Consider the following 25,018-nt stretch of genomic DNA (forward strand, 5'->3'; position numbering starts at 1 on the left):
CCAGTGGTTTAGTACGCAGTAAATGTTATTCTATTCCGATGCTGTGGCGCACGGGAGAAAGGATGAACGTAAACTCATAATCAGCGTATGGCACCAGGTACTCCGGACGCGCAATACGTCCCCAGCTGTCCTCACAACCCAGACCAGCTTGTACCTTGTCGATACAGAGATTAGTCAAATCAGCCTCTTCCACTTCTTGCGAGTGTCCCTGCTGCTTGTCCAAACCCTCGTCCAAAGACTCGATGGTATAGTGCAAGGCCGATGCGGAGAAGGGGGCTTCGGCCACAATCTTAATGCCACTGCCAGACTGATTCAACATCTTCCACCAGCGGATATCGGTCTTTGTTCCGTTTTCCTGCGGACGGATATAAGGATAGAACTGCTCTGTCACGCTCTGGCGATAGATGCCTAAATCTGTGCAATGGTTACGGTCGCTATAGTTCTCAACCGGACCGCGTCCGTAGTATTCGACTGTTTCGAAACTGCGGGGCATGGGCATCTGCAAACCGAAACGGAACATGTTCGAAACTTTGGCGTTCTTGTCGGCTATCAGCTTCTGGGTTATCTTGATGGCACCGGCATTGTTGATGACATACGTCAAGGCCAGCTTAGCGGAAACACCTGGCATATCGTAAGCTGATTCTACTATGACCTGATTGTTCTCCGTACGCTGGTTGAAAGAAGTCAACTTGATTTCCGGATTCTTCCAAACGATGTACTTGCGTTGCAGGCCCGCACCGAAATCATTGTCGGTCGGAGCACGCCAGAAGTTGGGCGTCAAGGCCTCACCGTCCTTAATCATATTCTGTCCGTTCACTTCGTACTTGGTCAGGTAACCGTTGTGCTTGTTGATTTCTACCCGGAACGCATCACCTGAAACGATGAGATACTTCCAATCGTTATCCTGCACTTGGGGAGCCACCACCTCTACATTGCTCTGCACGCAGTTCTTCAGTTCCATGGAAGGAGCCTTGTAGGGATTGAGTGCCAGCTGGTCCTTGGCCACCACATGGCCGGCGGGAAGCAGACCCTCGCGGTTCTTCAGCTTATAGGAAACGTTCAGCAGCCATTCGGTACATTGGCAGGTCTTGCCCAAATCCAGTTTAATCTTGGCTGTCTGCCGAGGAGCTATATTCAGATTATCCACGCGACCGGTACGAATTGCCTTGCCGCCTTTCAGCACCTCCCACTCCATGTAATAGGCAGAGAGGTCGCGGAAAAAGTACTCGTTGAACACATTGATTTCACCGTTCTCCAAGTCGGCCGGAGTAGTCCAGATGTCCTGATAGATACGCCCCACTTCGTACATGTGAGGATTGGGCACACGGTCGGGGCTGATAAGACCGTTATCGCAGAAGTTCACATCACTGGCATCGAAGCGGTTGAAGTCGCCGCCGTAGGCATAAATCATCTTGCCGTTCTTGCCCGTCCAACGGGGAGACTGGTCAACGAAATCCCAGATAAAGCCGCCTTGGTATTTGGGATACTTGCGAACCAAATCCCAATACTCCTTGAAGCCTCCTTCAGAATTGCCCATGGCGTGAGCGTATTCGCACTGAATGAGAGGTTTCGTCATGGAGGCATCCTCACAATACTTCCGGCAGCCCTCATAACCATAGTACATAGGGCAGTAAATGTCAGTCTTGCCTGTCTTACCGGCTTGCTCGTACTGGCAGGCACGGCTGGGGTCTTCGGCTTTCACCCAATCGTAGGCGGCCTCGAAGTTAGGACCATAGCCGGCTTCGTTGCCGAGCGACCAGAAGATGATGCTGGGATGGTTGAAACTGCGCTGCACGTTGCGCTGATTGCGTTCCAAGTGCGCTTTTCTATAATCATCACGCTTGGCAAGGGTCTGCTCGCCGTAGCCCATGCCGTGAGACTCGATATTCGCCTCTGCCACTACATAGATACCGTACTGGTCGCAAAGGTCATACCAAAGATTGTTGTCGGGATAATGGCAGGTGCGCACGGCGTTCAAGTTGAACTGCTTCATCACCTGGATGTCCTGCAGCATACGTTCGCGAGAGATGACATAACCGCCGTCCGGGTCCATCTCATGACGGTTGGCGCCCTTGAAGAGGACGGGTTGGCCGTTGACAAGTATCTGTTCTCCCTTCAGTTCTATCTTGCGGAAACCTACCTTTACGGGAATCACTTCACTGCTGCCTTGCAGGGTGGCACGCAGAGTATACAAGTAGGGTGTTTCTGCCGTCCATTTATGAGGATTCTCCACATTTATCAGGGCAGTGCCACTGCCTTTGGCAGCAGCTGTAGCCACCTGCTTTCCGGCAGCGTCCAGCAGTTCAAGGCTGACGTTACCGCCACCCTTCACATCGAGCTGCACTCTCAAGGAACCGTTGCGGTAGTCGGCATCCAGGTCGGGAGTGACGCGGATATCCTGGATGCGTTTCTTGTCGCGGGCATAGAGATAGCAATCACGCCCTACACCGCTGTAGCGGAAGAAGTCCTGGTCTTCGAGATAGGTACCGTCGCACCAGCGGAATACCTGGAAGGCAATCAGATTCTTCTGGCCGGGCTTCAAGTAAGGGGTCAAGTCGAATTCGGCTTCGAGCTTGCTGTCTTCACTATAACCTACATAACGGCCGTTCACCCACAGATACATATTGGAGGTGACAGAGCCGAAATGGGCGATGATGTCCTTATTCTTCCAGTCGGCGGGCACGGTAATCTCACGGCGGTAAGAACCTACATGATTGTTCTCGACGGGCACCTGCGGCGGGTTGTTCTGGAACTGGTTGCGCCAGGCGTAGCCAATATTCACATAGATAGGATCGCCAAAGCCGTTCAGTTCCCACACGCCGGGGACGGGGATGTCGTTCCAACCTTTGTCATTGTAGCCCACACGCCAGAAGTCGGTAGGGCGAGCATCGGCATCCTTCACCCAGAAGAACTTCCAGATGCCGTTCAGTGTCATGAAACGGGACGATTGTTCTTTCAAGCCCCGGGTGGCGACATCGGCCGACTCGTAGGCGAAGTAGTTGGTGTGCATGGGGGCACGGTTCACGGCGTTGACCTCAGGGTCGAGCCATTCTTTGAAAGACTGTGCGCTGGCAGACAAGGCCAAGGCTGCAAACAGTCCGGTAATAAGATGTTTCTTCATGATGATTAGTTTAAAAATAGTAATAACAGCATAGGGAATGCTCCGAATGCTGTTACAAAAATAAGGCGAATCGGGCTATTTCAAGAGGAGAATCGGCCCAAAAAGGATGAATATTTGCTCACGGAAGCAATTTTCCACGGCTCATGCCCCGGAAAGGGGAGGGAAAACTAACTGTATGCCATCTCCCTCCACCTTTCGGAAAGGGATGTCAATGCAGGCGGTAGACGCTGAATGAACGGGGCTGCAGCTCCAAGTCGAGGGATTGCGCGCCGACTTGCACCGGGCGGATACGGGGAACGAGAGTTTCTTGTTCCAAGGTATTCACCGTACGCCAGTCACAGTTCTGCAGATACGTGCACGAACCGCCGATGAGTTGGCGTTTCCTCAAACCGTTGAAGTTAACTTGCACTTGGGCCGGGGTACTGCCTGCGTTGACCAGCTTCAGGATAATTTCTCCCGTAGGGGTATCGAGGGAGGCCGTAGCATAGAGGCTGTCTTGCCCAGCCACCGGCTTGCCGTCCATCTGCAGACGGAGAACGTCGGTACCGGCATTCATTCCATACATCTGCTGGACGTAATAGTTCGGGGTGCGCATCATGCGGAGGTTGTCGAACCAGATAAGGTCCGGATTCCACTGCCAGGCATCCACATGGGCAAAGAGCGGGGCGTAGGTGGCAAGGTGCACCACGTCGGCGTTGCGCTCCAGCCCGGTCATGAAGGCTGCTTCGGAGAGGGCGGCAAGGAAATTGTTGGCCTTGCCCGTGGGGTGGTCGTGGGAGGCATACTCGCCGGCAAAGACTTTGGGGCCGCGGCGGTCGTAACTGTCATAGCGGGCGGCATTGGCAAAGAACCAGTCGGGGGCCATGTAGTAGTGCTCGTCCACCAGGTCCACACCGATGCGTTTCATCTCGGACCAGAGGTAGTCGAACTTGTCACCATCGGCGTTGGGGCCGGAGGAGCCAACAATCTTGATGTCGGGATAGTGGGCGCGGATGGCTTTGGTAAAGACTTCCAGACGCTCGGTATAGACCTTATCCCACTGTTCGTTACCGATGCCAATCATTTTGAGGTGGAACGGCTCCGGATGTCCCATCTCGGCACGCAGCTTTCCCCAGGTGGAAGTAGCGGGGCCATTGGCGAATTCGATAAGGTCGAGGGCATCCTGCACGTAGAGGTCGAGCTCGTCGAGGGGCACCACTTCGTTGCTCTCGTACTGGCAGGAGAGGCCGCAACTGAGAACGGGAAGCGGTTCGGCTCCGAGATCCTCACTCAGCAGGAAGTATTCGTAGTAGCCCAGGCCCAGACTTTGGAAATAGTCGGGGAAGGCCTTGTGCTTGAAGGTGTAGTTCCAGCGGTTCTCATTCAGCGGACGGTTCTCCACCGGGCCCACGGAGTTCTTCCACTGGTAGCGGGTGGCAAGGGTGTTGCCCTCGATGATGCAGCCGCCGGGGAAGCGGAAGACGCCGGGGTTGAGGTCATAGAGCGCTTGGGCGAGGTCGGCACGCAGACCGTTCTCTCGGTTCTTCCAGGTCTTGACGGGGAAGAGCGAGATGTGGTCCATGTCCACCGTACCCTCCGTCAGCAACACCACACGCAGACGCGAGTGGGCATCGGTGAAGGGGGAGCGGAGGAGGACGGTCTGCTTCTGCCAGCTGTTGCCGCTGATTTCGATTTCCTTGGTCAACAGATTCTCGCCGCGGGAGTTCAGCAACTCAACGGAGAGCTTCATGGGGCGGGCATCGGGAGTGCGGGCATAGGCAGTGAAACGGTATTCCTCGCCTTGCTTGAGGCCGATGCCACGGAAACCTTCGTTGTCGAGCCCAGCACGCAGCCGACGGCCGTCGTTGACGATGCGCACGTAGTGGGGATTGCGGTCGAAGCAGGGCTCGGCGTCCTGCACCGTGACGTTACCAAAGGGTACCCAGCCAACGAAGGGCTGCGGGAACTCGAAGGAGCGGTTCTTCACCAGTTCAGCGTAGAGTCCGCCGTCGGCACCGAAGTTGATGTCTTCGAAGAAGATGCCGTACATCGTGGGTTGTATCTTGGCTGTCGGCCGGGATACGTCAACGGTCATTACATGTTGTGCCTGCGCACCCAAGGCGCAAGACAATAAAAGGGTGGTAATCAGTTGTTTCATATAAGTAATGTCAAATGTTATAGTAATACGGAAACAGTTTACAAAAATAATAAAATCTTTAGATACAGATACATAGTTTATTCCTGCAGTTCTGCCGAAGCGGCTCCCACTTCTATCGGCAGCCACACTTCCATCCGGCCTTCACCACGATGCGCCCAAGCATAATAAGGAATCAACGTCAACTTCACATCCTTCGCGGCAAGGCGGCCCGTGGCGTCATAGCTCAAGGCTTGCGCACGGGTGGTAATTTCGTTGATACCGCCCAGCAGGTCGGGGTGCTCCACCACTTGGAATTTCGGATGCCGGTTCAGCAGCAGGGTGGAGATATCGAAATCATTGTCCGGCCACTCGGCGCAATACACCAGCGGACCATGCTCTATGGCCACACGGCCACGGTTGGCGGCAACCTTGTCATTGGCCTTCACCACACGCGGCTGCATATCAAAATGAATTTCCACTACATCCCCTTTCTTCCAGTGGCGGTCGATGCTGAGGTAACCCTTCTGCAGTGCTCCCTTCACCTCCTGACCGTTGACAGACACGCGGTAGGCAAGCTCCTCTCCGTCGGCATACGAATACAAGCCACCCGGTAGCACACAGCCGCGTACCCAGCCCGGAATACGGACATTCATGACGAACGGCTGGTTGCCCTTTGCCACTGTCAAGCGGATATCACCGTTCCAGGGATAAGAGGTTTCCTGCTCCAGCACCACATTCTTCCCGTTCACCTTCAGCTTGGCCCGGTTGGAGAGGAACAGATTGACATACACCTTGTCATCCTTCACCGCATAGACATAGCCCGGCAGCGAAGGGATGAAGCGGCTGATGTTGCTGGGGCAGCAGGCGCAACCGAACCACGGCTGGCGCGTAATCGTGTGGTCGGCATTGAAACGGTACTTCCCGTCGCAAGCCAGCGGATTGGGATAGAAGAACCGTCCGCCGTCCAGCGAAACACCGGAAATCAGACCGTTGTAGAGCGTACGTTCCAGCACGTCGAAGTATTTGGCATCACCGTGCAGCAGGAACAGACGGTAGTTGGTATAAACATTGCCGATGGCGGCGCACGTCTCGTTATAGGCCGTCAGGTTGGGCAGTTCATAGTTGTCGCCGAAGGCTTCACCCTCATGGCGCGCACCGATGCCACCGGTAATGTATATCTTCTTGCCCACAATGTTCTCCCAAATGCGATCGATGGCACGGACATAAGAGCTGTCGCCCGTGATGGCGGCCACGTCAGCCATGCCCGAGTACATGTAGCCTGCGCGCACGGCATGTCCCACAGCCTCATCCTGCTCCAGCACGGGCTTGTGCGACTGCAAATAGATATCCTTGCGCGCCGTAGTACCGCGTGCATCGAGGAAGAACTTGGCCTGGTCGAGGTATTTCTTATCGCCCGTCACCATATAGAGGCGCACCAATGCCATTTCAGCAATCTGGTGTCCGGGAATCACACGCTTCTGTCCGGGACCTTCGCCGATATTCTTGCATACACAATCGGCATAACGGATGGCTATATCCAGAAAATTCCGCTTGCCAGTAGCTTGGTAATAGGCCACAGCCCCTTCCACCATGTGTCCCAGATTATAGAACTCGTGGCTCAGATTCTCCACCTCCGACCAGCGCTCCGGCCCCGACCAGTTGTGCGGATGTTTCGGGTTCATTGTGCGGGCCGTATAGAGGTATCCGTCCGGCTCTTGGGCAGCGGCAACGATGACGAGCACGCTGTCGATATATTTTTCCAGTTTCTTGTCCGGGTAAGTCTGCAAGGAATAGCTTGCCCCTTCAATCGTCTTATAGACATCCGTATCATCGAAGGAGAAGCCCTCCACTTTATATTCGTCACTGGGATGAGCCGCTTTCACAAAGTTCTCATAGCGTCCCGTCTCCTCGCATTTGCCGAAAGCCAGCGGAATGGTTACCTCACGGTTTGCCTTCAAGCGTTGTCCCCAGAAACTGTCGGTCACCTTGACCGAAGTGAAAGGCACCGGGTCGATGGGATAACCCGAATGCAAAGACTGCTGCTTTTGTGCCGATGCATTGCCGGCTATGGCTGCAACAAATGCCAATGTCAATAATTGCTTCATATCTTTTAAGGTATTGAGTTATTATGTTTTCAAGCACGGAATTACACGGATTTTTAATTTCAACACAGAGCCACAAAAGCACAGAGTTTCTAATCTCTAATCCTTAATCCCTAATCCTTTATCCTTACTTTCCCTAATAGTCCTGGTTGTGAATCATCCAACCCGAGTCCACGTAATAGTGTTCGTCTACCATGGGCACACCCAGTTCCTCCTCCCCACACGGTGCGGCGCGCATCGCCATTGGCATACTCTATCAGATCCAGCCCCCAGGGACCGAAGTCGGAGTTGACAAAGGAGTTGCCGTCTGCCACACTGAACCATCGGTTGCCATCGGGACTCCAGGCTAGTTTCAAACCGCCACTGCCGTCGGCATGGGAGTAGGAAAAGAGGTAGACTGAATCGGGTTCATTCGCCACTCCGTTCATCACAGCCCACAAAGGAACGGTCAGTGTCAAGAACAGACACAAGGACAATAATTTCAAGAATCTATTCATGGTATTAAGTCGGTATTAATCATTTACATTTAGTTCGATAGTCACAATCAGCCGTATTCTGAATGCCATTCAGTCGTATAGTGAATAGGGTTCAGTCGTATAGTGAATGCCATTCAGTATACGGCTGAATTAGGCCAATTATAGACACTTGATAATCAAATATTTAAAAAATAAGTAATCCGTCATAATATATCATTACAAAACAAGGGTTGCTCCATGCCTTCTTTATTTCACGATTACCGCCCCTCCCTGCGGCCGAACCGTGAGTTGCAGAGAACCATCAGTCTTTATCTTCTGCAGCTTTAATTGAGGCTGCATCTTCTTGTCATCACTATACAGAGATACCTCTTGTCCTGCCAGCATAAGAAGGTCAAGTTTCAGTTTCAGAGGTTCCGTCGTTGCATTGACAGCGGCTATGTACCACGTGTTGCCATGACAACGGGCAAGAACAATATGTCTCCCTGGATAGCCGTCAATGAAACGGGTCTCGTCCCAAGTAGTGGGCACTTGTTTCATAAAGTCGAGGCAGATTTGCGGAGCATCCGTCAGGTTATTGGGCGCCAAAGCAAAGTTCTGAATGGGGTTTTGTATAGAAAGTCTTGCCATCCTCGCAACGGAAGATATGCGGGTCGCGGACTCCCCCGGTGGAGCTGATGACTTTCGAATCGATTACCGGTTCATTATCATTTAATGCCCAGTAGGTATAACCGTCCATGCTTACAGCATAGCGGACAGCTTCTTCATCGCCACTATTCCCAGTGAAATAAGCTACATAATCTTTTTGGGGAAAGGATTTTTGCCAGGAATATCCCGGAAGTGCAAACAACGACAATAGCATTGCCGCCAAAAGCATCCGGAAAGTGTTTTTCATCCGTACAATCATAATCTTTTTATATTAAACCTTTTAACGGGTGTAAAATTAACACTATATACATTATAATACAAAGAAAGTGTATATGTTGTGTAACATATACACTTATTTACTCTCTCAAATCAGTCGGCATTCAAAAAACGCACCATCTCACAAGCTGCCAGCAGAAATACCCCTACCCCAAAGTTAGCAGTAGAGTGGGCATCAACCACTTGTCCGTGAATGGCTTTCTCGCCAATCGGCTGTACATACCCTATGCGACCATCGGGCTGCAAGGCTACAGTAGTCAGATAATTCCACGCCTTTTTCTAGGTCCATGCCTGCGGAGCATCTGTCCAGAACGGATGGTCAGCGGACAAGCCCAGGGGCAAGGCACCTACATACCACTCTTCCACCTTGCGCAGAGCGGAGACAATACGGTAAGCCTCACTCTTAGCCCCAGCCTTGCGCAGGAAGCATTCTACCGTAGACGAGAACAGCAGCCAGTTGGTATAAGGAGGGTTCACACGGCGCAACCGGGTGAACTCTTCAATGTAACGCCGTTTAGTCAAACTATCCAGAGGCACCCACAAAGCATCGTATCCTCGCAGGAAGCTTTCAGCAATATAAGCGGCATCGACCAGCAGCTGCCCCTCTTTCCACCAAAGCAGGTAATCCTGGCTTTCAGGGTCTACCGCCTGCGCATAACTTTTCAATGCCCACTCGCGAAGTTGCCTGCGCTGTTTGCCTTCGGCAGTGTCATCGTCCGGCAAAGAGAACCAGGGCGCCAACCCCGCCATCAAACGGCCGAAGCATTCCATATAGGTCACCCGTTTGTCGCGTCCATCCCAAGTGGGGCTAAGCTCCACCTGCATATTTTCCTAGAGCTTCCCTTCACTCATATTGCTCAGTCCGGAGCAGCCATTTGATACAACACCCCGACCCAAAGTTCGCGGTCTGTCACTTCCTTCTCTTTTTTCTTCTTGGCAGCCATTTCCTGAACGGGCAGCAATAAAACTGCCACCAGCAGCAGCCATAAGTAGTTACTTTTTCTCATGATATTATTTAAGTTTGTTTTTCAATACTGCAAATTACCCCATCCCCGGTAATTTCGGGGGCACTATTGTTTCAAAAAGGGGTAAATATCGGTCATTAGTGCCCCAGAAACTCAGAAATCACAAGAAAAAAGCCCAAGATTAAATCATTCCACGACGGAAATGACTAAAGTATTTACCGTTATATTTGTTTCTGCATGAACTGCACCAGTACAAAGGCAATACAATAAGCTATAATCTGTTCAAACCAAAAGTCAAGTCCTTCAAACATATTACCCATTATTTTAATAGACACCTATTCCTTTTTCTGATAACAAAGAAAAGGAATTTATTCGGAATAATGAATTTCCATACGACTCAAAAAATGTTCTATTTTTCCGGATTACAGACAAAACTGAGAATACACACCAAGACACTGACTCCTTCCATATTACATTAAATGTCCCGAAAACCGATATATTCTCCTGCCAAAAGACTATTTTTGCAATAAATATCCATAAGCATACCATGGCAGGCATCTATATTCATATACCTTTTTGCAAGACACGCTGTATCTATTGCGATTTCTATTCCACCACTCGCAGCGAATTGAAGCTGCAGTACATCCATGCCTTGTGCACTGAACTGAAAACCCGCAAGGGTTATCTGAAGGAAGAACCGATAGAGACCATCTACTTTGGCGGAGGAACTCCCTCACAGCTCGCCCACGAAGATTTCGAGCAGATATTCCGGACTATCAAAGAGGTGTATGGAACAGAACATGCCGAAGAAATTACCCTCGAGGCCAATCCCGACGACCTGACGGAAGAATATGTGTCCATGCTGCGTACCCTCCCCTTCAACCGCATAAGCATGGGAATACAGACATTCGACGACCCCACCCTGAAACTGTTGAACCGCCGGCATAATGCCACGCAAGCCATCGCAGCCGTACACCGCCTCCGCCAAGCCGGCTTCCGGAATATCAGCATCGACCTTATCTATGGACTGCCGGATGAAACAGACCAACGGTGGGAATGCGACCTGCAACAAGCCGTCGGCCTTGATGTGGAGCATATCTCCGCTTATCATCTGACTTACGAAAAAGGTACCCGCATCTACGAAATGCTGCAAAGCCACCGCATCAGCGAAGTAGATGAAGAGAGTAGCCTGCGCTTCTTCTCGGCGCTCATGGACACCCTGGGAGCCGCGGGGTATGAGCATTATGAAATATCCAACTTCTGCAAGCCCGGCATGTACTCACGCCACAACACCGCTTACTGGAAAGGCATTCCGTATTTGGGCTGCGGCCCTTCCGCCCACTCCTTCAATGCGGAGACAAGGGAATGGAACACAGCTTCTCTGGAAAGATACATAAAGTCCATTGAAGAGGGACAGCGTTCCTCCGAAACAGAAATCCTGGATAAAGTGACCCGTTACAATGAATACATCATGACTTCCCTGCGTACCATGTGGGGAGCCTCCCTGACATATACGGAAGAAGCCTTCGGCACGGAATTATGCCAATATTGCATGAAAATAGCGGCTCCATACCTCCAAAGCCACAAACTGGAGATGCAGGCAGACCGCCTGCGCCTGACCCGGGAAGGCATCTTTGTTTCGGACGGCATAATAAGCGACCTGATGTTCATTGATTAACAGCAAAACCGGGAGACTGCATGACCGAACAAGAAGTCAGACGCTACTTGCGCCAAATGAAGGAAGAAGACTCGGAACGGGCTTTTCACAGTTTCTACAATCTGTGCTACGACCGTTTGTTCCGTATTGCCTGCTATTTCGTGAAGTACGAAGAGTGGGCGCAAGAAATTGTGCTCGACGTCTTCATGAAGCTTTGGGAACAACGCGCCCGGTTGCCGGAAGTGAACAACATAGAGGATTACTGCTTTATCCTTACCAAAAACGCCTCCCTCAATTACCTGGAAAAAGAGAACCGGCACCCTACACTTTCGTCCGAACAGCTTCCCGAACTTTCAGACCAAGCCGATTCCCCCGAAGACACTCTTATCAGCGAAGAACTGTTTGCCCGATATGTCAAGGCGCTCGACCGCCTGCCGGAGCGTTGCCGTGAAGTATTCATCCGCCTGCGCGAAGAGAAACAAAGCTATGCACAAGTGGCGGAGGAGCTGAACATCAGCACTAAGACAGTAGACGCGCAACTGCAAAAAGCACTCACAAGACTCAAGGAAGCATTGCTGACGGAGTGAACTCTGCTTTATCTTCCTCGCAAGAAGCCGCGTATGTATGAGATGCACATCTCATGCAGACTTTCCCTATTGATTGAAACAGAGAAGCAAGGAAGTCACACGTAAGCTGGACGGACTTTCACGGACAAAGAGCTTTAGATTAACATTATTTCAGGATATAGGCATAGGGAATTCCTGAAAAGCAGCTGTCTTTACATGCAGGAAAGGAGTCATAGGCTCTTAATAAATTGCCAAAAATGAAAGTGAATAACGAGAATTTCGACAAGGTACTGAACAAACTGGTTGCTTCTACCCGTTCCCCACGAGGACGCTTTACGGCAGAAAACAGCTGGAAGCTGCTGGAAAGCCGTTTGTTAAAGCGCCGCAGCATGAAGCGGTTCTGGATGCGTACAGCCAGTGCCGCAGCCGTAGTCCTGCTCTGTGTAACGAGCTGGGCAGCCTATCAGTTCTTATACGTAGCACCGCAACGGGAAGCCATTCCCACAGAAGCCGTACATACTACCGAGGAAACCCAAGTAATCCATAGCGTACTGACATTCGATCAGCAACCCTTGCAGGAAATCGTTCGTCAACTTTCCGAAACGTTCCGTACCGATATACGTATCGAAGGAGACAGCCTGAAGAACTATCACATGACAGCTACCTTCCGCGAAGGGGAGAGTCTTACAGAAATCCTCGACCTACTGAAGGAAGCCGGTAACTTTACCTATAAAAAAGAAAACAACACCATTATCCTTACTACTAAACTTAACTGACAATGACCAGCTCTACTATCTGTTCGCACCACCGCATCAGAACCGTACTTCTGATGTGTGTGGTTCTTTTAAGCTCCTCACTCCATGCACCAGCACAAAACAAGGAAACACGTATAAACCTGAATATCCGTAACGCAACTTTAGAGAGTTTCGTGAAGCAACTGGAAAATGCAACCGGATTCTCCTTCATCTATGGGGAAGAAGTAAAGCTCACGCACCGCATCACACTGGAGATGAAACAAAAGAACATCAGTGAGATATTGCAACGTGCCTTTGAAAACGAACCCATCACGTTCGAAATATCCGGAAAGCACATTCTACTCCATAAGCGGCCCGTGCCGCAGAAACCCGTTAGCCGTAAGTTCACCATCAGCGGATACGTGACCGACGGAGCGTCTTCCGAGACGCTGATTGGTGCCAATATCCTTGAGAGTCGTCGTTCCACAGGTACTGCCACCAATCCTTTCGGTTTCTATTCCCTCACCTTGCCGGAAGGGGAAACGGAACTGGTTTTCTCCTACCTGGGCTACGAAAGCCGGCATAGCCGGTTCGAGCTGACGAAAGACACCTTGCTCAACGTCAGATTGGACAGTAATAACCAGCTGGCAGAGGTCGTAGTGCTCTCGGACAAGCGGGAGGCCGGCATAGAAAGCACAGCCATGGGAGCGCATGAGATACCGATGACACAAATCAGGCATACCCCGTCCATATTGGGAGAAGCCGACCTGCTGAAGACCATTCAGCTGATGCCGGGTGTGCAAGCCGGCATGGAAGGTTTTGCTGGCATGTATGTGCGAGGGGGAGGTCCCGACCAAAACCTGGTTATGCTGGACGGAATTCCAGTTTACAACGCAGACCACCTGTTGGGAGTATTCTCCATCTTTACGCCCGAAGCGGTAAAGAACACCACACTCTTCAAAAGTTCTTTTCCTGCCCGCTACGGCGGGCGTCTTTCGTCTATAGTAGATGTACGGACCAACGACGGAGACATGCATAAATACCACGGCGCATTCAGCATAGGCCTGTTGACGGACAAACTGCATATCGAAGGCCCTATCTGGAAAGAACGGACCTCCTTCAGTTTCAGCGCACGAGCCATCCCCACCCTATTCTTCAAAAATCTCATTGTAGACAAAGACGACACCTATTCCGACAAATACAACTACTATTTTTACGACGTCAATGCAAAGGTCAACCATAAATTCAGCGACCGTAGCCGCATCTTCCTCAGTTTCTACAAGGGGAAGGACCACTATCATTATGACAGTTACTACCACGGTGACAATTACGACAACAGCATTAAGAATTATTCCAAGGACAACAGCCATCTGAATTGGGGAAACACCATCGCCTACGGCCGCTGGAACTATGTATTCAACAGCAAGCTGTTTTGCAACACCACCGTCTCATACAACAAATATGAGATGGGGCTGGACGGAAACATAGAAGATACCTATACTGTCGCCAATAAAGTACAAGACAGATACTATTACTCCTCCAAGTTCAACTCCGGTATCCGTGACTGGAGTGCGCGTATGGACTTTGACTACACCCCCATGCCGCAGCACCACATCAAGTTCGGTGCAGAGTACATCCACCATACGTTCCGTCCGGGAATAGCTACCTCGAAAATACAAGATATAGATAATGGCGCCCTCCAGGAAGATACGGTTTACAATACCAGCAACAGCCATGCCATGCGCGGACAAGAAATCTCCCTTTACGCCGAAGACAATTTCAATGTAAACGCCAGGCTCAGTCTGAATGCAGGTGTACGCACATCGCTGTTCCACACACAAGGGAAAAGCTACTATTCGTTGCAGCCCCGCCTTTCCGCCCGCTATGACCTCGGACAAGGATATTCTGCCAAAGCATCCTATACGTGCATGGCACAGTATGTGCATCTGCTGTCCTCTACTCCGCTGTCTATGCCTACCGACCTCTGGGTACCCATTACCAAAGACATCAGTCCGATGTATGCCAACCAGTTCTCCATAGGAGGCTACTATTCCGGACTGCCGGGTTGGGAGTTCTCCGTCGAGGGATATTATAAACAGATGAAACACATACTTGAATATCAAGACGGTGTATCCTTCTTCGGCACCTCTACCAACTGGGAGGAAAAAGTAGAAATGGGCGAAGGCCGCTCCTTCGGTCTGGAACTGATGGCACAGAAAACATTGGGTAAGACTACCGGCTGGCTCGCATATACCCTATCCAAGACCGATCACCGTTTTAAGAACGGTACCATCAACCAAGGCCGATGGTTCCCCTACAAATATGACCGCCGCCACAGCATCAGCCTCAATCTCAGCCATAAGTTCAGTGACCGCATTGATGCAGGAGCTTCCTGGATATTCAATACCGGTGGATGTATCACTATCCCCGAAAAGGCAACAATCATCATCAAACCCGATGGCTCTATTGAGGAAACCGGCTACATCTCCCGGCGTAACAATTACCGCCTTCCCGCCAGCCATCGTTTGAATCTCGGCGTCAACTTCAACAAGAAGACCAAACATGGTATTCGTACCTGGAATATCAGTATCTACAATGCATACAATGCCATGAATCCGAATATCGTTTACAGCAAATACCAAAATAGATACAACGTATACTACGATGATTTCTACGAAAGTATTTATCATGGAAATACCGGACAGAAGAAAGCTCAAACTGTCATCAAGAAAATAACAATACTGCCTTGTATTCCTTCTGTTACCTATACTTATAGATTTTAAAAACAAATTCGGCATATGAAAACAAAAATGAAATTACACCTTATTATATATATAACTATTGTAAGCTTCCTAACAGCCTGCGAAAACGAAATTCCTTACAATCCCGGACAACAAGATCCGCAAATCATCATGAACGCCTTGCTCGAAACCGGACAAGCTGAGAATGATGTCTATCTCCACTTAGGCGAGGGCTATAGCATTGAACATTTGAACGAAGCAACTCTTTCCCTCTACATCAATGGCAAAATAGCAGAAACTCCGAAAGCGGTTTCCCCGGAAGAAATTTATGGGCATCTGGAAGGAGAACTTGATAAGGACGTTTATGAATCATTACTGAAAAGTATACGTTTCAAGAAATATCGTCTGACCAGCACACTGCATCCCGGTGACAACATACGTCTGGAAGCCACTGCCGAAAACGGAAAATACCATGCCAGTGCCGAAGTCACCGTGCCACAACCGATAGAGAGCCTGCACGTGGATACTTGCCTGGCCTACCTGCGCGAGTACAGCGGGAAAACCCTTTACCGCCAATACAAAATTACATTGCAAGACCGCCCCAACGAGAAGAACTACTACCGGCTGGACATTTGGAACGACCGTAGTTACTATTGCAAATGGAAAGAATATCTGGAGGATGAAAACGGCAGCCTCATCAAAGTGGAAGACGAGGACGGCTCTTGGCATTGGGCCTCCATACCTAGAGACACTACCATCCTTGCTCCCCGGCAGAACGAAATCATCAACCGGGAAGATGTTATACTGACTGACGGCCACCCCAGCAACTATGATGATGAAGAAAATGAATTGTTTCCCACCATAAATAACAAATACAACATATTCAATGATAACACTTTCCGTAACTCTTATGCCACATTGAAAGTATACACCCCTCTCTACCAAGATTATTATCCGATAGAGGGACACTACTACGACCATATATCCCGCAAACAAACCATCACCGTACGGTTGCTTAGCATCACTGAAGCCGAATACCGCTATCTAAAAGCCTTAAACTGCCTGGATGATGGGGATTACGACGATGCTTTAATGGAACCTATCAGTCTGCCTTGCAACGTCATAGGCGGATTAGGCTTTGTGGGAGTCTGCTCTGAAAGCAGAGTAATCATAGAATTACCCGAAACTATTTGGCAATAACATTTTGACTAATAAAAATCCTTTTATCCACTACTACAAATATAAATTCAGTTAGTCCACATTACATTCGTATTACAAAAAGCATCTAAACAAAGCATTTTCACACTATAAAATTGATTTAAGTCAAGAAATGAAGGTATAGACTACACTTTTTCCCTTATTCATTTTTGTGTTATAAAACATATACCTACATTTGCATAGGTAAAAGAAAAAGCTAAGCGCTTAGAGAGTTTTCAATAGGTATTAGATTGAAATTAGTTTTTAGGAATAACAATTAAAAAGTAGGTATTATGAAACGTTTAGGATTAACATTAGTGGCAGCAGTCTGCCTGACTGCTACAACATTTGCAGCAGAAAACCAGCCTACAACTGCAAAATGGGAAGGTAACATCAACATAACAAAGTTGAGTAAGTATTTGAATCTGGATTCCAACCAGCATGAAGAAGTGGCAAACATCTGCGAATATTTTACAGAACAGATGGAACGCGCTACAAATTCCAAGAAGAATCAGGAGAAGTTACTCCGTAATGCAGTTTATGGTAATCTGAAGTTGATGAAAAAGACTCTGAATGAAAAGCAGTATGCCGATTATGCCAGAGTATTAAATGTCACACTGCAGAACAAAGGTATCGAAGTGAAATAAGCTTCGCTTCTGATGAATACGAAAATTGTATTTGATAAATAAAAAGGCATTGGACTTTAAAGGTTCAATGCCTTTTCTTTACGTCAACGCCACCAAAGTCTGCGGCGTCAACTCCCTAACCAAATAATTCTTATCACTTTACAAGCAGAATCTGTCTTGCAGTTCTTTCTTATACTTTCTGGAAACCAGCAGTTCCGTCACTTTGTCAAATGGTGGATAAAGCATACATTTGCTATCCTTTATAATCATCAGATAATCAATATTGATAATATACGATTGATGTATCTGCACGAAACTGGATGAATATTGAGTAATCTGCTCAGCAGTCATTCCGCGACGCAGCACCAATGGCGGCTGGTTGTTTAGTATCACCTCCCACTGCTTACGCTCGGAGCAATAGCGAAAAAAACCGATTTCAGCCGGACGCAATGCACGCATATCATTGGTTGGCGTAAATACGATAAATGTCTGTCCGGCATGCAACGGCGCACCAATGGGATATGACATTCTCTGCCCAGCTTCTGCCTGCTCTACAAAACGTGCAAGAATATCCCGAAGCTCCTGCTCTTCAAAAGGTTTCAACAGATAGTCGAACGCAGCCTCCCGGATAGCCTGAACCATATACTTATCATAAGCCGTATAGAAAACAATCCGCATGTTCCATGAAACACTGCCACGTATTTCCTGCAGTAGTTCCATTCCTGTCATATCCGGCATTTCCACATCCAAGAACAACAAATCCGGCTGTACCTTGGCAATGAGTTTTTTCCCTTGCTTGCCATTACGGGCAGTTCCCTTCAAAGAAAAGCGTGCATCCTTTCCCAATTCAAAACTCAGATTCTCAAGAGCCACCTCATCGTCGTCAACTATTGCAACCTTATATTTATCCATGTTTCTTTTATGTTTTTCTTTTCGCGAATATATACATAATCCTGCTCCCATACAAAGCAACAAGAAGCCATTTACGGACTATTTATCCGTAAATATGCCTATCCTTGCAAAAAACGAGATTAAACGGTTCTTTTAAATCCTGTAATCGTAGTTGTCTGGCAACCAGAAAGTCACCTCACATCCCATCTCACCACTCTGTAGAGAGACATTGTGCACTGAAACATCAATGGCCTCCTTATTCTTATTGTTGAGAATCTGAATGGTCTGCATAATGACTTTCATTCCCGTCCCCGTGCCCCGGTTCCGACTGTCTGGACGATAACCGCCACCATTATCCGTTATCTTTATACAGATACCGTTTCCCCGGCGACAGACCGAAACCCAAAGATTACGTTCACCTTCCTTCTCGCGCAACGCATGCTTCACTGCATTTTCAACCGGAATTTGAATCATCATAGACGGAATCCTTATTTGCTCCGGCTGCACATCCTTTTCTATCTTCAGTTCCGAATGAAAATCCGGACCTAAAGAACGGCGTTCCAGATTAATATATGTTTTCACAAAATCCAGCTCCTCTGCCAAGGTTACACACAGTTGTTCCGCCAATTCCAGATTGCGACGCATCAGTTTTACCAGCGACGAAAGCTCTTGCTTTTCTTCTACATTCCGCTCCGCCATCTCCCAGTTCAGCACATTGAAGATGAAATGAGGGGACAAGCGGTTACGGATATTCTCCAGACGAAGTGTAGAGACTGTGCGATGATTCCGTGCAAGCAACAAAGCACGTTTCTTTTTGCTGTACAGATAAAGAAAAACCGCCGTCAATATAGATACAACAGCTACAGCAAACACGACAAACTGTGTCTGCCTCAGCACCAGCACCTCGTTTTTCTGCTCCTGAAGCAAAACCCGATGTGCCATCAAGGTAGAATCCTGCTGATAACGCAAAGTCAAGTCTGCCGTACGCATCCGGACACGCTCATTCCTGATAGAATCATCAAGCAGGTTGTTCCTCTGCAGATAGTGATAAGCCCTCTTGTAGTTGCCGGTTTCCTCGTAAAACTGCTGAAGGTATTTATTACGGATATGTACCATATCAGGGTCGATGCCCGGAGGAACTACACTCTCGGACAATAAACGGCGTGCTTCTTGAAAGTCTTTCTGAAGCAGGGCTAATTCTATTTTCTGCGTATCGATATAATATAGTGCAGTACTCACCCCCATTTCCTCAAAAAAAGGTTGGCATTCATTTATATATTTAACAGCCAAATCAACCATATTCAGTTGAAGATAACAGTCTCCTAAATTCAACCTCCCCAGATTAAGTTCAAAACTCATATCATCATATCCTTCGACTAAATCAATAACCTTTTGGAAATATTTTATCGCTGTCTGATAATCCTCCCTATAATAGTAAGAAGTCCCTCTATTATTCAAATAAATATATTTTTCATAAGGCAGCATACTGTCATAGCTTTCCCCTGCCAGATTATAATAGTAATCACACTGTTCGAAATCACGCATGGTAACATATACTTGTGCCAAACCATAATAAATGGGAGGTTTCTTGGTAGAAGCTATATGCAAAGAGTCACACATCAACAAAGCTCTCCTATACCAAGCTGCCCCTATATCCAATTTTCCTAAACGGTTATTCGCATCAGCAAGATTCATCAAAATATCCGGCACCACTTCAATCCTAGTCCCTCTCATCCGTAATTCATAAGCCTTCCGGAAGCAAATTTCGGCAGAATCCATATTCCCAACGCGTGCAAAGATATTTCCCTTCATATTGAAACATTCAGACTCCAAATCTGCCATTTGAGAAGAACTATGCTGCCTTTCAATAAAGTCATGTATCTGCTGGATTACGATTTGCGCCGAATCAAGCTGTGAAGTAATCAAATATGTTTTCAGTGTCATTGCCAGATAATTATATTTGACCAAGCTATCCTTTGCCTCTTCCATCTTTTGAAGAGCCTTCAACCTCACCTTTCGGGGCACAATGGCCACAGAGTCTCCATTTATACGGGAAAAATCCTCAAAAGCTCTCATCTCTGTGTATACGTCCTCTTCATCTCCGGGCGCACAAGCCCCTAGAAACACAAGCCCTAATATCCAATAAATGTAAAATCGAATTCGCTTATCCATCCTCTCTCCCATGTTTCCCGTAATTAGATTATTTATTCAATACATCTACAAACTTAAAATATTTTTGCGAAATGCCGTCAAGTATAAGGCGTATTTCTCAGCCATAAAAGAGCATACGTTACCGCTTTATTAAAACGAAACAAAAAATCACATCATAGTACAATATTTAGCTAATAAGCCATCAAAAATAATGAATAGGGCATTCCAACGTTTGAACTGCCCTATTCACTATTCAAATACTTGATTTTATTTAATCGTCACCATCGTCGCCCCAAATCCGTACTCCTGGAACGAAGCATCCTGGTGGCGGCAATTGGAATATTTACGTTTCAACTCATCCAATAGCGCTTTACGAAGTACACCATCCCCCTTGCCATGAATAAAGACGATGCGTTGTTCGCGCTTTTTCTTGTATTGTTCCATCACTTCACGAAACTTGTCCAGTTGGTAATTCAATATTTCACTGTTGCTCATGCCGCAGGTGTCATCCAGCAACTCGCCGATATGCAGGTCAATCTCGACAATCCCATTCTTGCCCCCACGTTTGATGACCGTCTGCGGTTTGGATGGAGTATCTGCCGTTTTTTTCTGTATCAAAGCCTCCTTCAGTTCCTCTGCCGAAACATACACCTGCTTGGCAGGCTGGTCATTCCGGACAATATCATACACCAAGGCCGGTGTTTCAAAGAAAACCGTCTGCTGGAATGTATGCAGTTTATAGAACTTTACCATATCTATGCGGACTTCCACACTGACAGCCGGTTTCATTGTGAACGCACGGTTATCTTTGAATGCCACCAGCTGTACCATCACACGTTCACGGTCGTTCAACTCGGACTTTTCGAACTCCTCCAGCAGAAGTTTCGTATTCGGCTCTATCAAACCATGCGAACGGACTGTCCAGGACTTTCCTTCAGCACTCGAATAGGTATAATACATATAATAATTACTGTCGTTCACCAAATATGCCTCGAAAGGTGTAGTGCTGACAGCCTTGATATCCTCCGGAACAAAAGCCAGAAAAACATTCAGGATATCTCCGCCTTTCATCTCGGGCTGACGATAAACAGATATCTGCGGTTTCTCCAAACGGACCGTTTGAGGCTCTGAAACCTGAGACTCCATAGCAGACGGCCTTGCCGCAGTAGCAGTCGTACGCAATTGTTGCTCTTCTTCCCGCTTCTTCTTGGCAGCCGCTTTGGCTGCCGGAGTGGGGATATTATAATCATCGGTCTCTATCACCACACATTCGTTTATGGGCATCGGTATGTCAAAACCGTCGGCATCTTCCACCAACACGATGTTTTTCCCTTGAAATCCTGTCACAACACCACCCCCAACTTCGCTGAGGAAACGAACTTTATCTCCTATCTTCATAGTAACGTATCTTTTAGTTTGTCTTTTCCTACTTTCTTCCTGCAAAGTTAGGAATTATTTCCCTTATTCTTCAAATCTTCCCAAATATCCGTACCTTTGCAGCCGATATAATAAAGAGAAAGCCATCATGAAAGAAGACCCCAGACATATCAGAATCAGCGAATTCAACTACCCATTGCCGGACGAACGCATTGCAAAGTTCCCATTGTCCGTACGTGACCAGTCCAAACTGTTATTGTATCGCCACGGAGAAGTTTCAGAAGACAGATTCACTTCACTGCCGGAGTATCTGCCATCGGGAAGCCTGATGATATTCAACAATACCAAAGTCATCCAAGCACGCCTGCATTTCCGGAAAGAAACGGGAGCACTGATTGAAGTATTCTGCCTAGAACCTATACAGCCGAACGACTATGCCCTCAACTTCCAGCAAACCGAGCATACCGCTTGGCTCTGCATGGTCGGCAACCTGAAAAAATGGAAAGAAGGCATGCTAAGACGTGAGATGACCGTGAAAGGCAAACCACTCACCCTGACCGCCGAACGGGGCGAATGCCACGGAACCAGCCATTGGGTAAACTTCCGCTGGAATAATCCGGAAGTGACTTTTGCCGACATTCTCGAGGTCTTCGGTGAATTGCCCATCCCTCCCTACTTGAACCGGGAAACCCAGGAAAGTGACAAGGAGACTTACCAGACTGTCTATTCCAAAATCAAAGGTTCGGTGGCTGCCCCTACAGCGGGACTGCATTTCACCCCACGCGTATTGGACGCATTGCGCAATAAAGGAGTAGAATTGGAAGAACTGACACTCCATGTGGGAGCCGGAACCTTCAAACCGGTGAAAAGTGAAGAAATAGAAGGGCATGAAATGCATACGGAATACATCTCCGTCTCGCGCAACACATTGGAAAAACTCATAGCGCACGACGGCAAGGCAGTGGCCGTAGGGACAACTTCGGTGCGCACATTGGAAAGCCTTTATCACATCGGAGCCACCTTACTGAATAATCCCGAAGCCACGGAGGAAGACTTGCACGTCCACCAATGGCAACCTTATGAAATGTCTGCCAAGGCTGCCACCACCCCTGCAGTAAAAGCCCTGCAAGCCATTGTCGCCTATCTTGACAAGCATAGTATGGAGACTCTGCATACCAGCACTCAAATCATCATCGCCCCGGGATATGAATACAAAATCGTGAAGGCTATGGTGACTAATTTCCACCAACCGCAAAGCACCTTGCTGCTGCTCGTATCAGCTTTCGTACACGGCGACTGGCAGAAGATTTATAACTATGCACTGGCACATGATTTCCGCTTTCTGAGCTATGGAGATTCATCATTATTAATACCCTAAACACAATGAACCACGATAACAATCAAGAGATGTTCCCCCTTGTCGACGAACAAGGCAACATCATAGGTGCCGCCACCCGTGGCGAATGCCATAACGGTAGCAAACTGCTGCATCCGGTAATCCATCTTCATGTATTCAATTCCAAAGGTGAGCTGTATCTGCAGAAACGTCCCGAATGGAAAGACATACAACCGGGGAAGTGGGACACCTCCGTAGGCGGACACGTCGATTTAGGTGAAAGTGTAGAGATGGCGCTGAAACGCGAGGTACGCGAAGAACTCGGCATTACCGACTTTGTTCCCGAAACCGTCTTGCATTATGTCTTCGAGTCTGCCCGCGAAAAGGAACTGGTCTTCGTACACAAAACGGTCTACGACGGTGAAATACATCCCAGTGACGAGCTGGACGGAGGACGTTTCTGGAGCATTGATGAAATCAAAAAAAGCATAGGCAAGGAAGTCTTTACTCCAAACTTTGAAGAAGAGATAGAGAAAGTCATCGAATTGTAGCAGCAATAAATACTCCCTAAAAAAAGTCCCACTCTCCAAAAAAAAAGTGGGACATATAACAGTCATTACAATCAGTCTTATTTTGCCAGGTCTTCAATCACCTTCATAATCTGCTGACCGATTTCCTCGGCAGCTTCTGGTGTACCGGCCTCACTATAAACGCGGATAATCGGTTCCGTATTGCTTTTACGCAGATGAACCCATTTGTCGGGGAAGTCAATCTTCACACCGTCTATATCATTGATTTCTTCATTCTTATACAGCTCCTTCACCTTGGCAAGAATAGCATCTACATCTGTTTCAGGAGTCAAGTCTACACGATTCTTTGCCATGAAGTATGCAGGATAGGATGCACGGAGTTCGCTCACCTTCTTGCCTTCGTGTGCCAGATGGCTCAAGAACAAGGCAATACCTACCAAGGCATCACGTCCATAGTGGCTGGCCGGATAAATTACCCCACCGTTTCCTTCGCCACCGATAACGGCACCTACCTCCTTCATTTTGGTAGTTACATTCACTTCACCTACGGCGGAAGCGTAATATCCTTGCCCATACTTGCGAGTTACATCGCGCAAGGCACGGGTCGAACTCAAATTGGATACCGTATTGCCCGGAGTATGTTTCAATACGTAGTCGGCAACAGTAACCAGTGTATATTCTTCACCGTACATCTTGCCGTCTTCGCAAATCATTGCCAGGCGGTCTACATCAGGGTCTACAACAAATGCAACATCTGCCTTCCCTCCTTTCATCAGGTTCATGATGTCACCCAAGTTCTTTTCCAGAGGCTCGGGATTATGCTGGAAGTTACCGGTCGGTTCGCAATAGAGCTTCTCTACGTGCTGAACACCAAGTTGTTCAAGTAGTTGCGGCAGAATAATACCACCTACAGAGTTTACACAATCGATGGCTACACGGAAGTTTGCCTTTCGGATAGCTTCCACGTCTACAAGGTCAAGCGCCAATACGCTGTCGATATGTTTCTGGTTGTAGCTTAAATCCTGACGGTACAAGCCGAGTTGGTCCACTTCGGCATAATCGAATTCTTCGGCAGCTGCAATGCGGAGTACTTCCTGACCTTCGGCAGCGTTCAGAAATTCGCCCTTTTCATTCAACAGTTTCAACGCATTCCACTGCTTGGGATTGTGTGAGGCAGTCAGGATAATACCTCCACTGGCACCTTCCATGGTTACAGCCAGCTCGGTAGTCGGAGTAGAAGCCAAATCAATGTCCACTACATCCCAGCCCATACCCATCAAGGTACCGACTACTACGTTCTTGACCATCTCGCCAGAGATGCGGGCATCACGCCCTACCACGATTTTGTTACTTTTTACAGTACACGTCTTACGAATCAGGGTAGCATAAGCTGAAGTGAACTTCACAATGTCGAGCGGATTCAATCCCTCGCCGGCACCACCGCCAATGGTTCCGCGGATTCCAGAAATAGATTTGATTAGAGTCATAGGTTAATGATTTAAAATTTATAG

General features: G+C 48.3%; 15 protein-coding genes and 5 pseudogenes. 8 read left to right on the forward strand and 12 right to left on the reverse strand.

Features of this window, described 5'->3' with window-relative positions; genetic code table 11:
• Nucleotides 1-25: 25 nt before the first annotated feature.
• The 8 genes and pseudogenes from H1A11_RS12115 to H1A11_RS12150 form a co-directional block, all read right to left on the reverse strand.
• Nucleotides 26-3,121: a glycoside hydrolase family 2 TIM barrel-domain containing protein gene (locus tag H1A11_RS12115; RefSeq protein ID WP_174647233.1), complete on the reverse strand. Its 3,096-nt coding sequence runs from the start codon at nt 3,119-3,121 to the stop codon at nt 26-28.
• Nucleotides 3,122-3,329: 208 nt separating this feature from the next.
• Nucleotides 3,330-5,258: an alpha-L-arabinofuranosidase C-terminal domain-containing protein gene (locus tag H1A11_RS12120; RefSeq protein WP_117966732.1), complete on the reverse strand. Its 1,929-nt coding sequence runs from the start codon at nt 5,256-5,258 to the stop codon at nt 3,330-3,332.
• Nucleotides 5,259-5,335: 77 nt separating this feature from the next.
• Nucleotides 5,336-7,342, reverse strand: coding sequence for a glycoside hydrolase family 127 protein (locus H1A11_RS12125; protein ID WP_181757261.1), 2,007 nt, complete (start codon nt 7,340-7,342; stop codon nt 5,336-5,338).
• 263 nt (nt 7,343-7,605) lie between these two features.
• Nucleotides 7,606-7,836 (reverse strand): annotated as a pseudogene (locus tag H1A11_RS12130) (hypothetical protein); the annotation flags it as partial.
• Between the two features lie 225 nt (nt 7,837-8,061).
• Nucleotides 8,062-8,427, reverse strand: a pseudogene (locus H1A11_RS12135) (glycoside hydrolase family 97 C-terminal domain-containing protein); the annotation flags it as partial.
• Nucleotides 8,426-8,719, reverse strand: a pseudogene (locus tag H1A11_RS12140) (glycoside hydrolase); the annotation flags it as partial. The pseudogenes H1A11_RS12135 and H1A11_RS12140, both read right to left, overlap by 2 nt.
• Before the next feature lie 110 nt (nt 8,720-8,829).
• Nucleotides 8,830-9,015: pseudogene (locus tag H1A11_RS12145) on the reverse strand (glycoside hydrolase family 88 protein); the annotation flags it as partial.
• A gap of 66 nt (nt 9,016-9,081) precedes the next feature.
• A pseudogene (locus H1A11_RS12150) lies at nt 9,082-9,743 on the reverse strand (DUF2264 domain-containing protein); the annotation flags it as partial.
• A 505-nt stretch (nt 9,744-10,248) separates the two neighbouring features.
• On the opposite strand from H1A11_RS12150, the gene hemW reads away from it, so the two are divergent.
• The 6 genes from hemW to H1A11_RS12180 all read left to right on the forward strand — a co-directional run bounded on the left by hemW (nt 10,249) and on the right by H1A11_RS12180 (nt 17,243).
• Complete coding sequence (hemW, locus tag H1A11_RS12155; protein WP_117966726.1) at nt 10,249-11,379, forward strand: radical SAM family heme chaperone HemW; 1,131 nt, start codon at nt 10,249-10,251, stop codon at nt 11,377-11,379.
• A 20-nt stretch (nt 11,380-11,399) separates the two neighbouring features.
• Complete coding sequence (locus H1A11_RS12160) at nt 11,400-11,945, forward strand: RNA polymerase sigma-70 factor (protein ID WP_009037909.1); 546 nt, start codon at nt 11,400-11,402, stop codon at nt 11,943-11,945.
• A 236-nt stretch (nt 11,946-12,181) separates the two neighbouring features.
• Nucleotides 12,182-12,700, forward strand: coding sequence for a DUF4974 domain-containing protein (locus H1A11_RS12165; RefSeq protein ID WP_117600857.1), 519 nt, complete (start codon nt 12,182-12,184; stop codon nt 12,698-12,700).
• Nucleotides 12,701-12,702: 2 nt separating this feature from the next.
• Nucleotides 12,703-15,441: a TonB-dependent receptor domain-containing protein gene (locus tag H1A11_RS12170; RefSeq protein ID WP_254592895.1), complete on the forward strand. Its 2,739-nt coding sequence runs from the start codon at nt 12,703-12,705 to the stop codon at nt 15,439-15,441.
• Nucleotides 15,442-15,456: 15 nt separating this feature from the next.
• Nucleotides 15,457-16,599, forward strand: coding sequence for a DUF4249 domain-containing protein (locus H1A11_RS12175; protein WP_117600856.1), 1,143 nt, complete (start codon nt 15,457-15,459; stop codon nt 16,597-16,599).
• A gap of 290 nt (nt 16,600-16,889) precedes the next feature.
• Nucleotides 16,890-17,243 carry a hypothetical protein gene (locus tag H1A11_RS12180; protein ID WP_057097580.1) on the forward strand — a complete coding sequence of 118 codons (354 nt, stop codon included), beginning with the start codon at nt 16,890-16,892 and terminating at the stop codon, nt 17,241-17,243.
• Between the two features lie 138 nt (nt 17,244-17,381).
• Here the strand turns inward: H1A11_RS12180 and H1A11_RS12185 are convergent, their stop codons facing one another.
• From H1A11_RS12185 to H1A11_RS12195, 3 genes are all read right to left on the reverse strand, one after another.
• Nucleotides 17,382-18,134: a LytTR family DNA-binding domain-containing protein gene (locus H1A11_RS12185; RefSeq protein WP_181757262.1), complete on the reverse strand. Its 753-nt coding sequence runs from the start codon at nt 18,132-18,134 to the stop codon at nt 17,382-17,384.
• 132 nt (nt 18,135-18,266) lie between these two features.
• Nucleotides 18,267-20,297, reverse strand: a complete 2,031-nt coding sequence (locus H1A11_RS12190) for a histidine kinase (protein ID WP_181757263.1) — start codon at nt 20,295-20,297, stop codon at nt 18,267-18,269.
• A 234-nt stretch (nt 20,298-20,531) separates the two neighbouring features.
• Nucleotides 20,532-21,662: a DUF2027 domain-containing protein gene (locus H1A11_RS12195; RefSeq protein ID WP_119961184.1), complete on the reverse strand. Its 1,131-nt coding sequence runs from the start codon at nt 21,660-21,662 to the stop codon at nt 20,532-20,534.
• Between the two features lie 127 nt (nt 21,663-21,789).
• Here H1A11_RS12195 and H1A11_RS12200 point away from each other — a divergent pair, with 127 nt between their 5' ends.
• Both H1A11_RS12200 and H1A11_RS12205 read left to right on the forward strand, forming a co-directional pair.
• A complete protein-coding gene (locus H1A11_RS12200; protein ID WP_117600853.1) occupies nt 21,790-23,019 on the forward strand; it encodes an S-adenosylmethionine:tRNA ribosyltransferase-isomerase in 1,230 nt (409 codons plus the stop codon).
• 5 nt (nt 23,020-23,024) lie between these two features.
• Nucleotides 23,025-23,528: an NUDIX domain-containing protein gene (locus H1A11_RS12205; protein WP_098032152.1), complete on the forward strand. Its 504-nt coding sequence runs from the start codon at nt 23,025-23,027 to the stop codon at nt 23,526-23,528.
• Nucleotides 23,529-23,605: 77 nt separating this feature from the next.
• On the opposite strand, the gene glmM is transcribed toward H1A11_RS12205, so the two are convergent.
• Complete coding sequence (glmM, locus tag H1A11_RS12210) at nt 23,606-24,994, reverse strand: phosphoglucosamine mutase (protein WP_181757264.1); 1,389 nt, start codon at nt 24,992-24,994, stop codon at nt 23,606-23,608.
• Nucleotides 24,995-25,018 lie beyond the last annotated feature (24 nt).

This window comes from Bacteroides sp. CACC 737 (assembly GCF_013874375.1).
GTDB lineage: Bacteria > Bacteroidota > Bacteroidia > Bacteroidales > Bacteroidaceae > Bacteroides > Bacteroides uniformis.

Bases quoted from the DNA above. Each gene is read 5' to 3' on its own strand.
- H1A11_RS12115 (WP_174647233.1), bottom strand. From the start codon at position 3,121: ATGAAGAAACATCTTATTACCGGACTGTTTGCAGCCTTGGCCTTGTCT.
- H1A11_RS12120 (WP_117966732.1), bottom strand. From the start codon at position 5,258: ATGAAACAACTGATTACCACCCTTTTATTGTCTTGCGCCTTGGGTGCG.
- H1A11_RS12125 (WP_181757261.1), bottom strand. From the start codon at position 7,342: ATGAAGCAATTATTGACATTGGCATTTGTTGCAGCCATAGCCGGCAAT.
- hemW (WP_117966726.1), top strand. From the start codon at position 10,249: ATGGCAGGCATCTATATTCATATACCTTTTTGCAAGACACGCTGTATC.
- H1A11_RS12160 (WP_009037909.1), top strand. From the start codon at position 11,400: ATGACCGAACAAGAAGTCAGACGCTACTTGCGCCAAATGAAGGAAGAA.
- H1A11_RS12165 (WP_117600857.1), top strand. From the start codon at position 12,182: ATGAAAGTGAATAACGAGAATTTCGACAAGGTACTGAACAAACTGGTT.
- H1A11_RS12170 (WP_254592895.1), top strand. From the start codon at position 12,703: ATGACCAGCTCTACTATCTGTTCGCACCACCGCATCAGAACCGTACTT.
- H1A11_RS12175 (WP_117600856.1), top strand. From the start codon at position 15,457: ATGAAAACAAAAATGAAATTACACCTTATTATATATATAACTATTGTA.
- H1A11_RS12180 (WP_057097580.1), top strand. From the start codon at position 16,890: ATGAAACGTTTAGGATTAACATTAGTGGCAGCAGTCTGCCTGACTGCT.
- H1A11_RS12185 (WP_181757262.1), bottom strand. From the start codon at position 18,134: ATGGATAAATATAAGGTTGCAATAGTTGACGACGATGAGGTGGCTCTT.
- H1A11_RS12190 (WP_181757263.1), bottom strand. From the start codon at position 20,297: ATGGGAGAGAGGATGGATAAGCGAATTCGATTTTACATTTATTGGATA.
- H1A11_RS12195 (WP_119961184.1), bottom strand. From the start codon at position 21,662: ATGAAGATAGGAGATAAAGTTCGTTTCCTCAGCGAAGTTGGGGGTGGT.
- H1A11_RS12200 (WP_117600853.1), top strand. From the start codon at position 21,790: ATGAAAGAAGACCCCAGACATATCAGAATCAGCGAATTCAACTACCCA.
- H1A11_RS12205 (WP_098032152.1), top strand. From the start codon at position 23,025: ATGAACCACGATAACAATCAAGAGATGTTCCCCCTTGTCGACGAACAA.
- glmM (WP_181757264.1), bottom strand. From the start codon at position 24,994: ATGACTCTAATCAAATCTATTTCTGGAATCCGCGGAACCATTGGCGGT.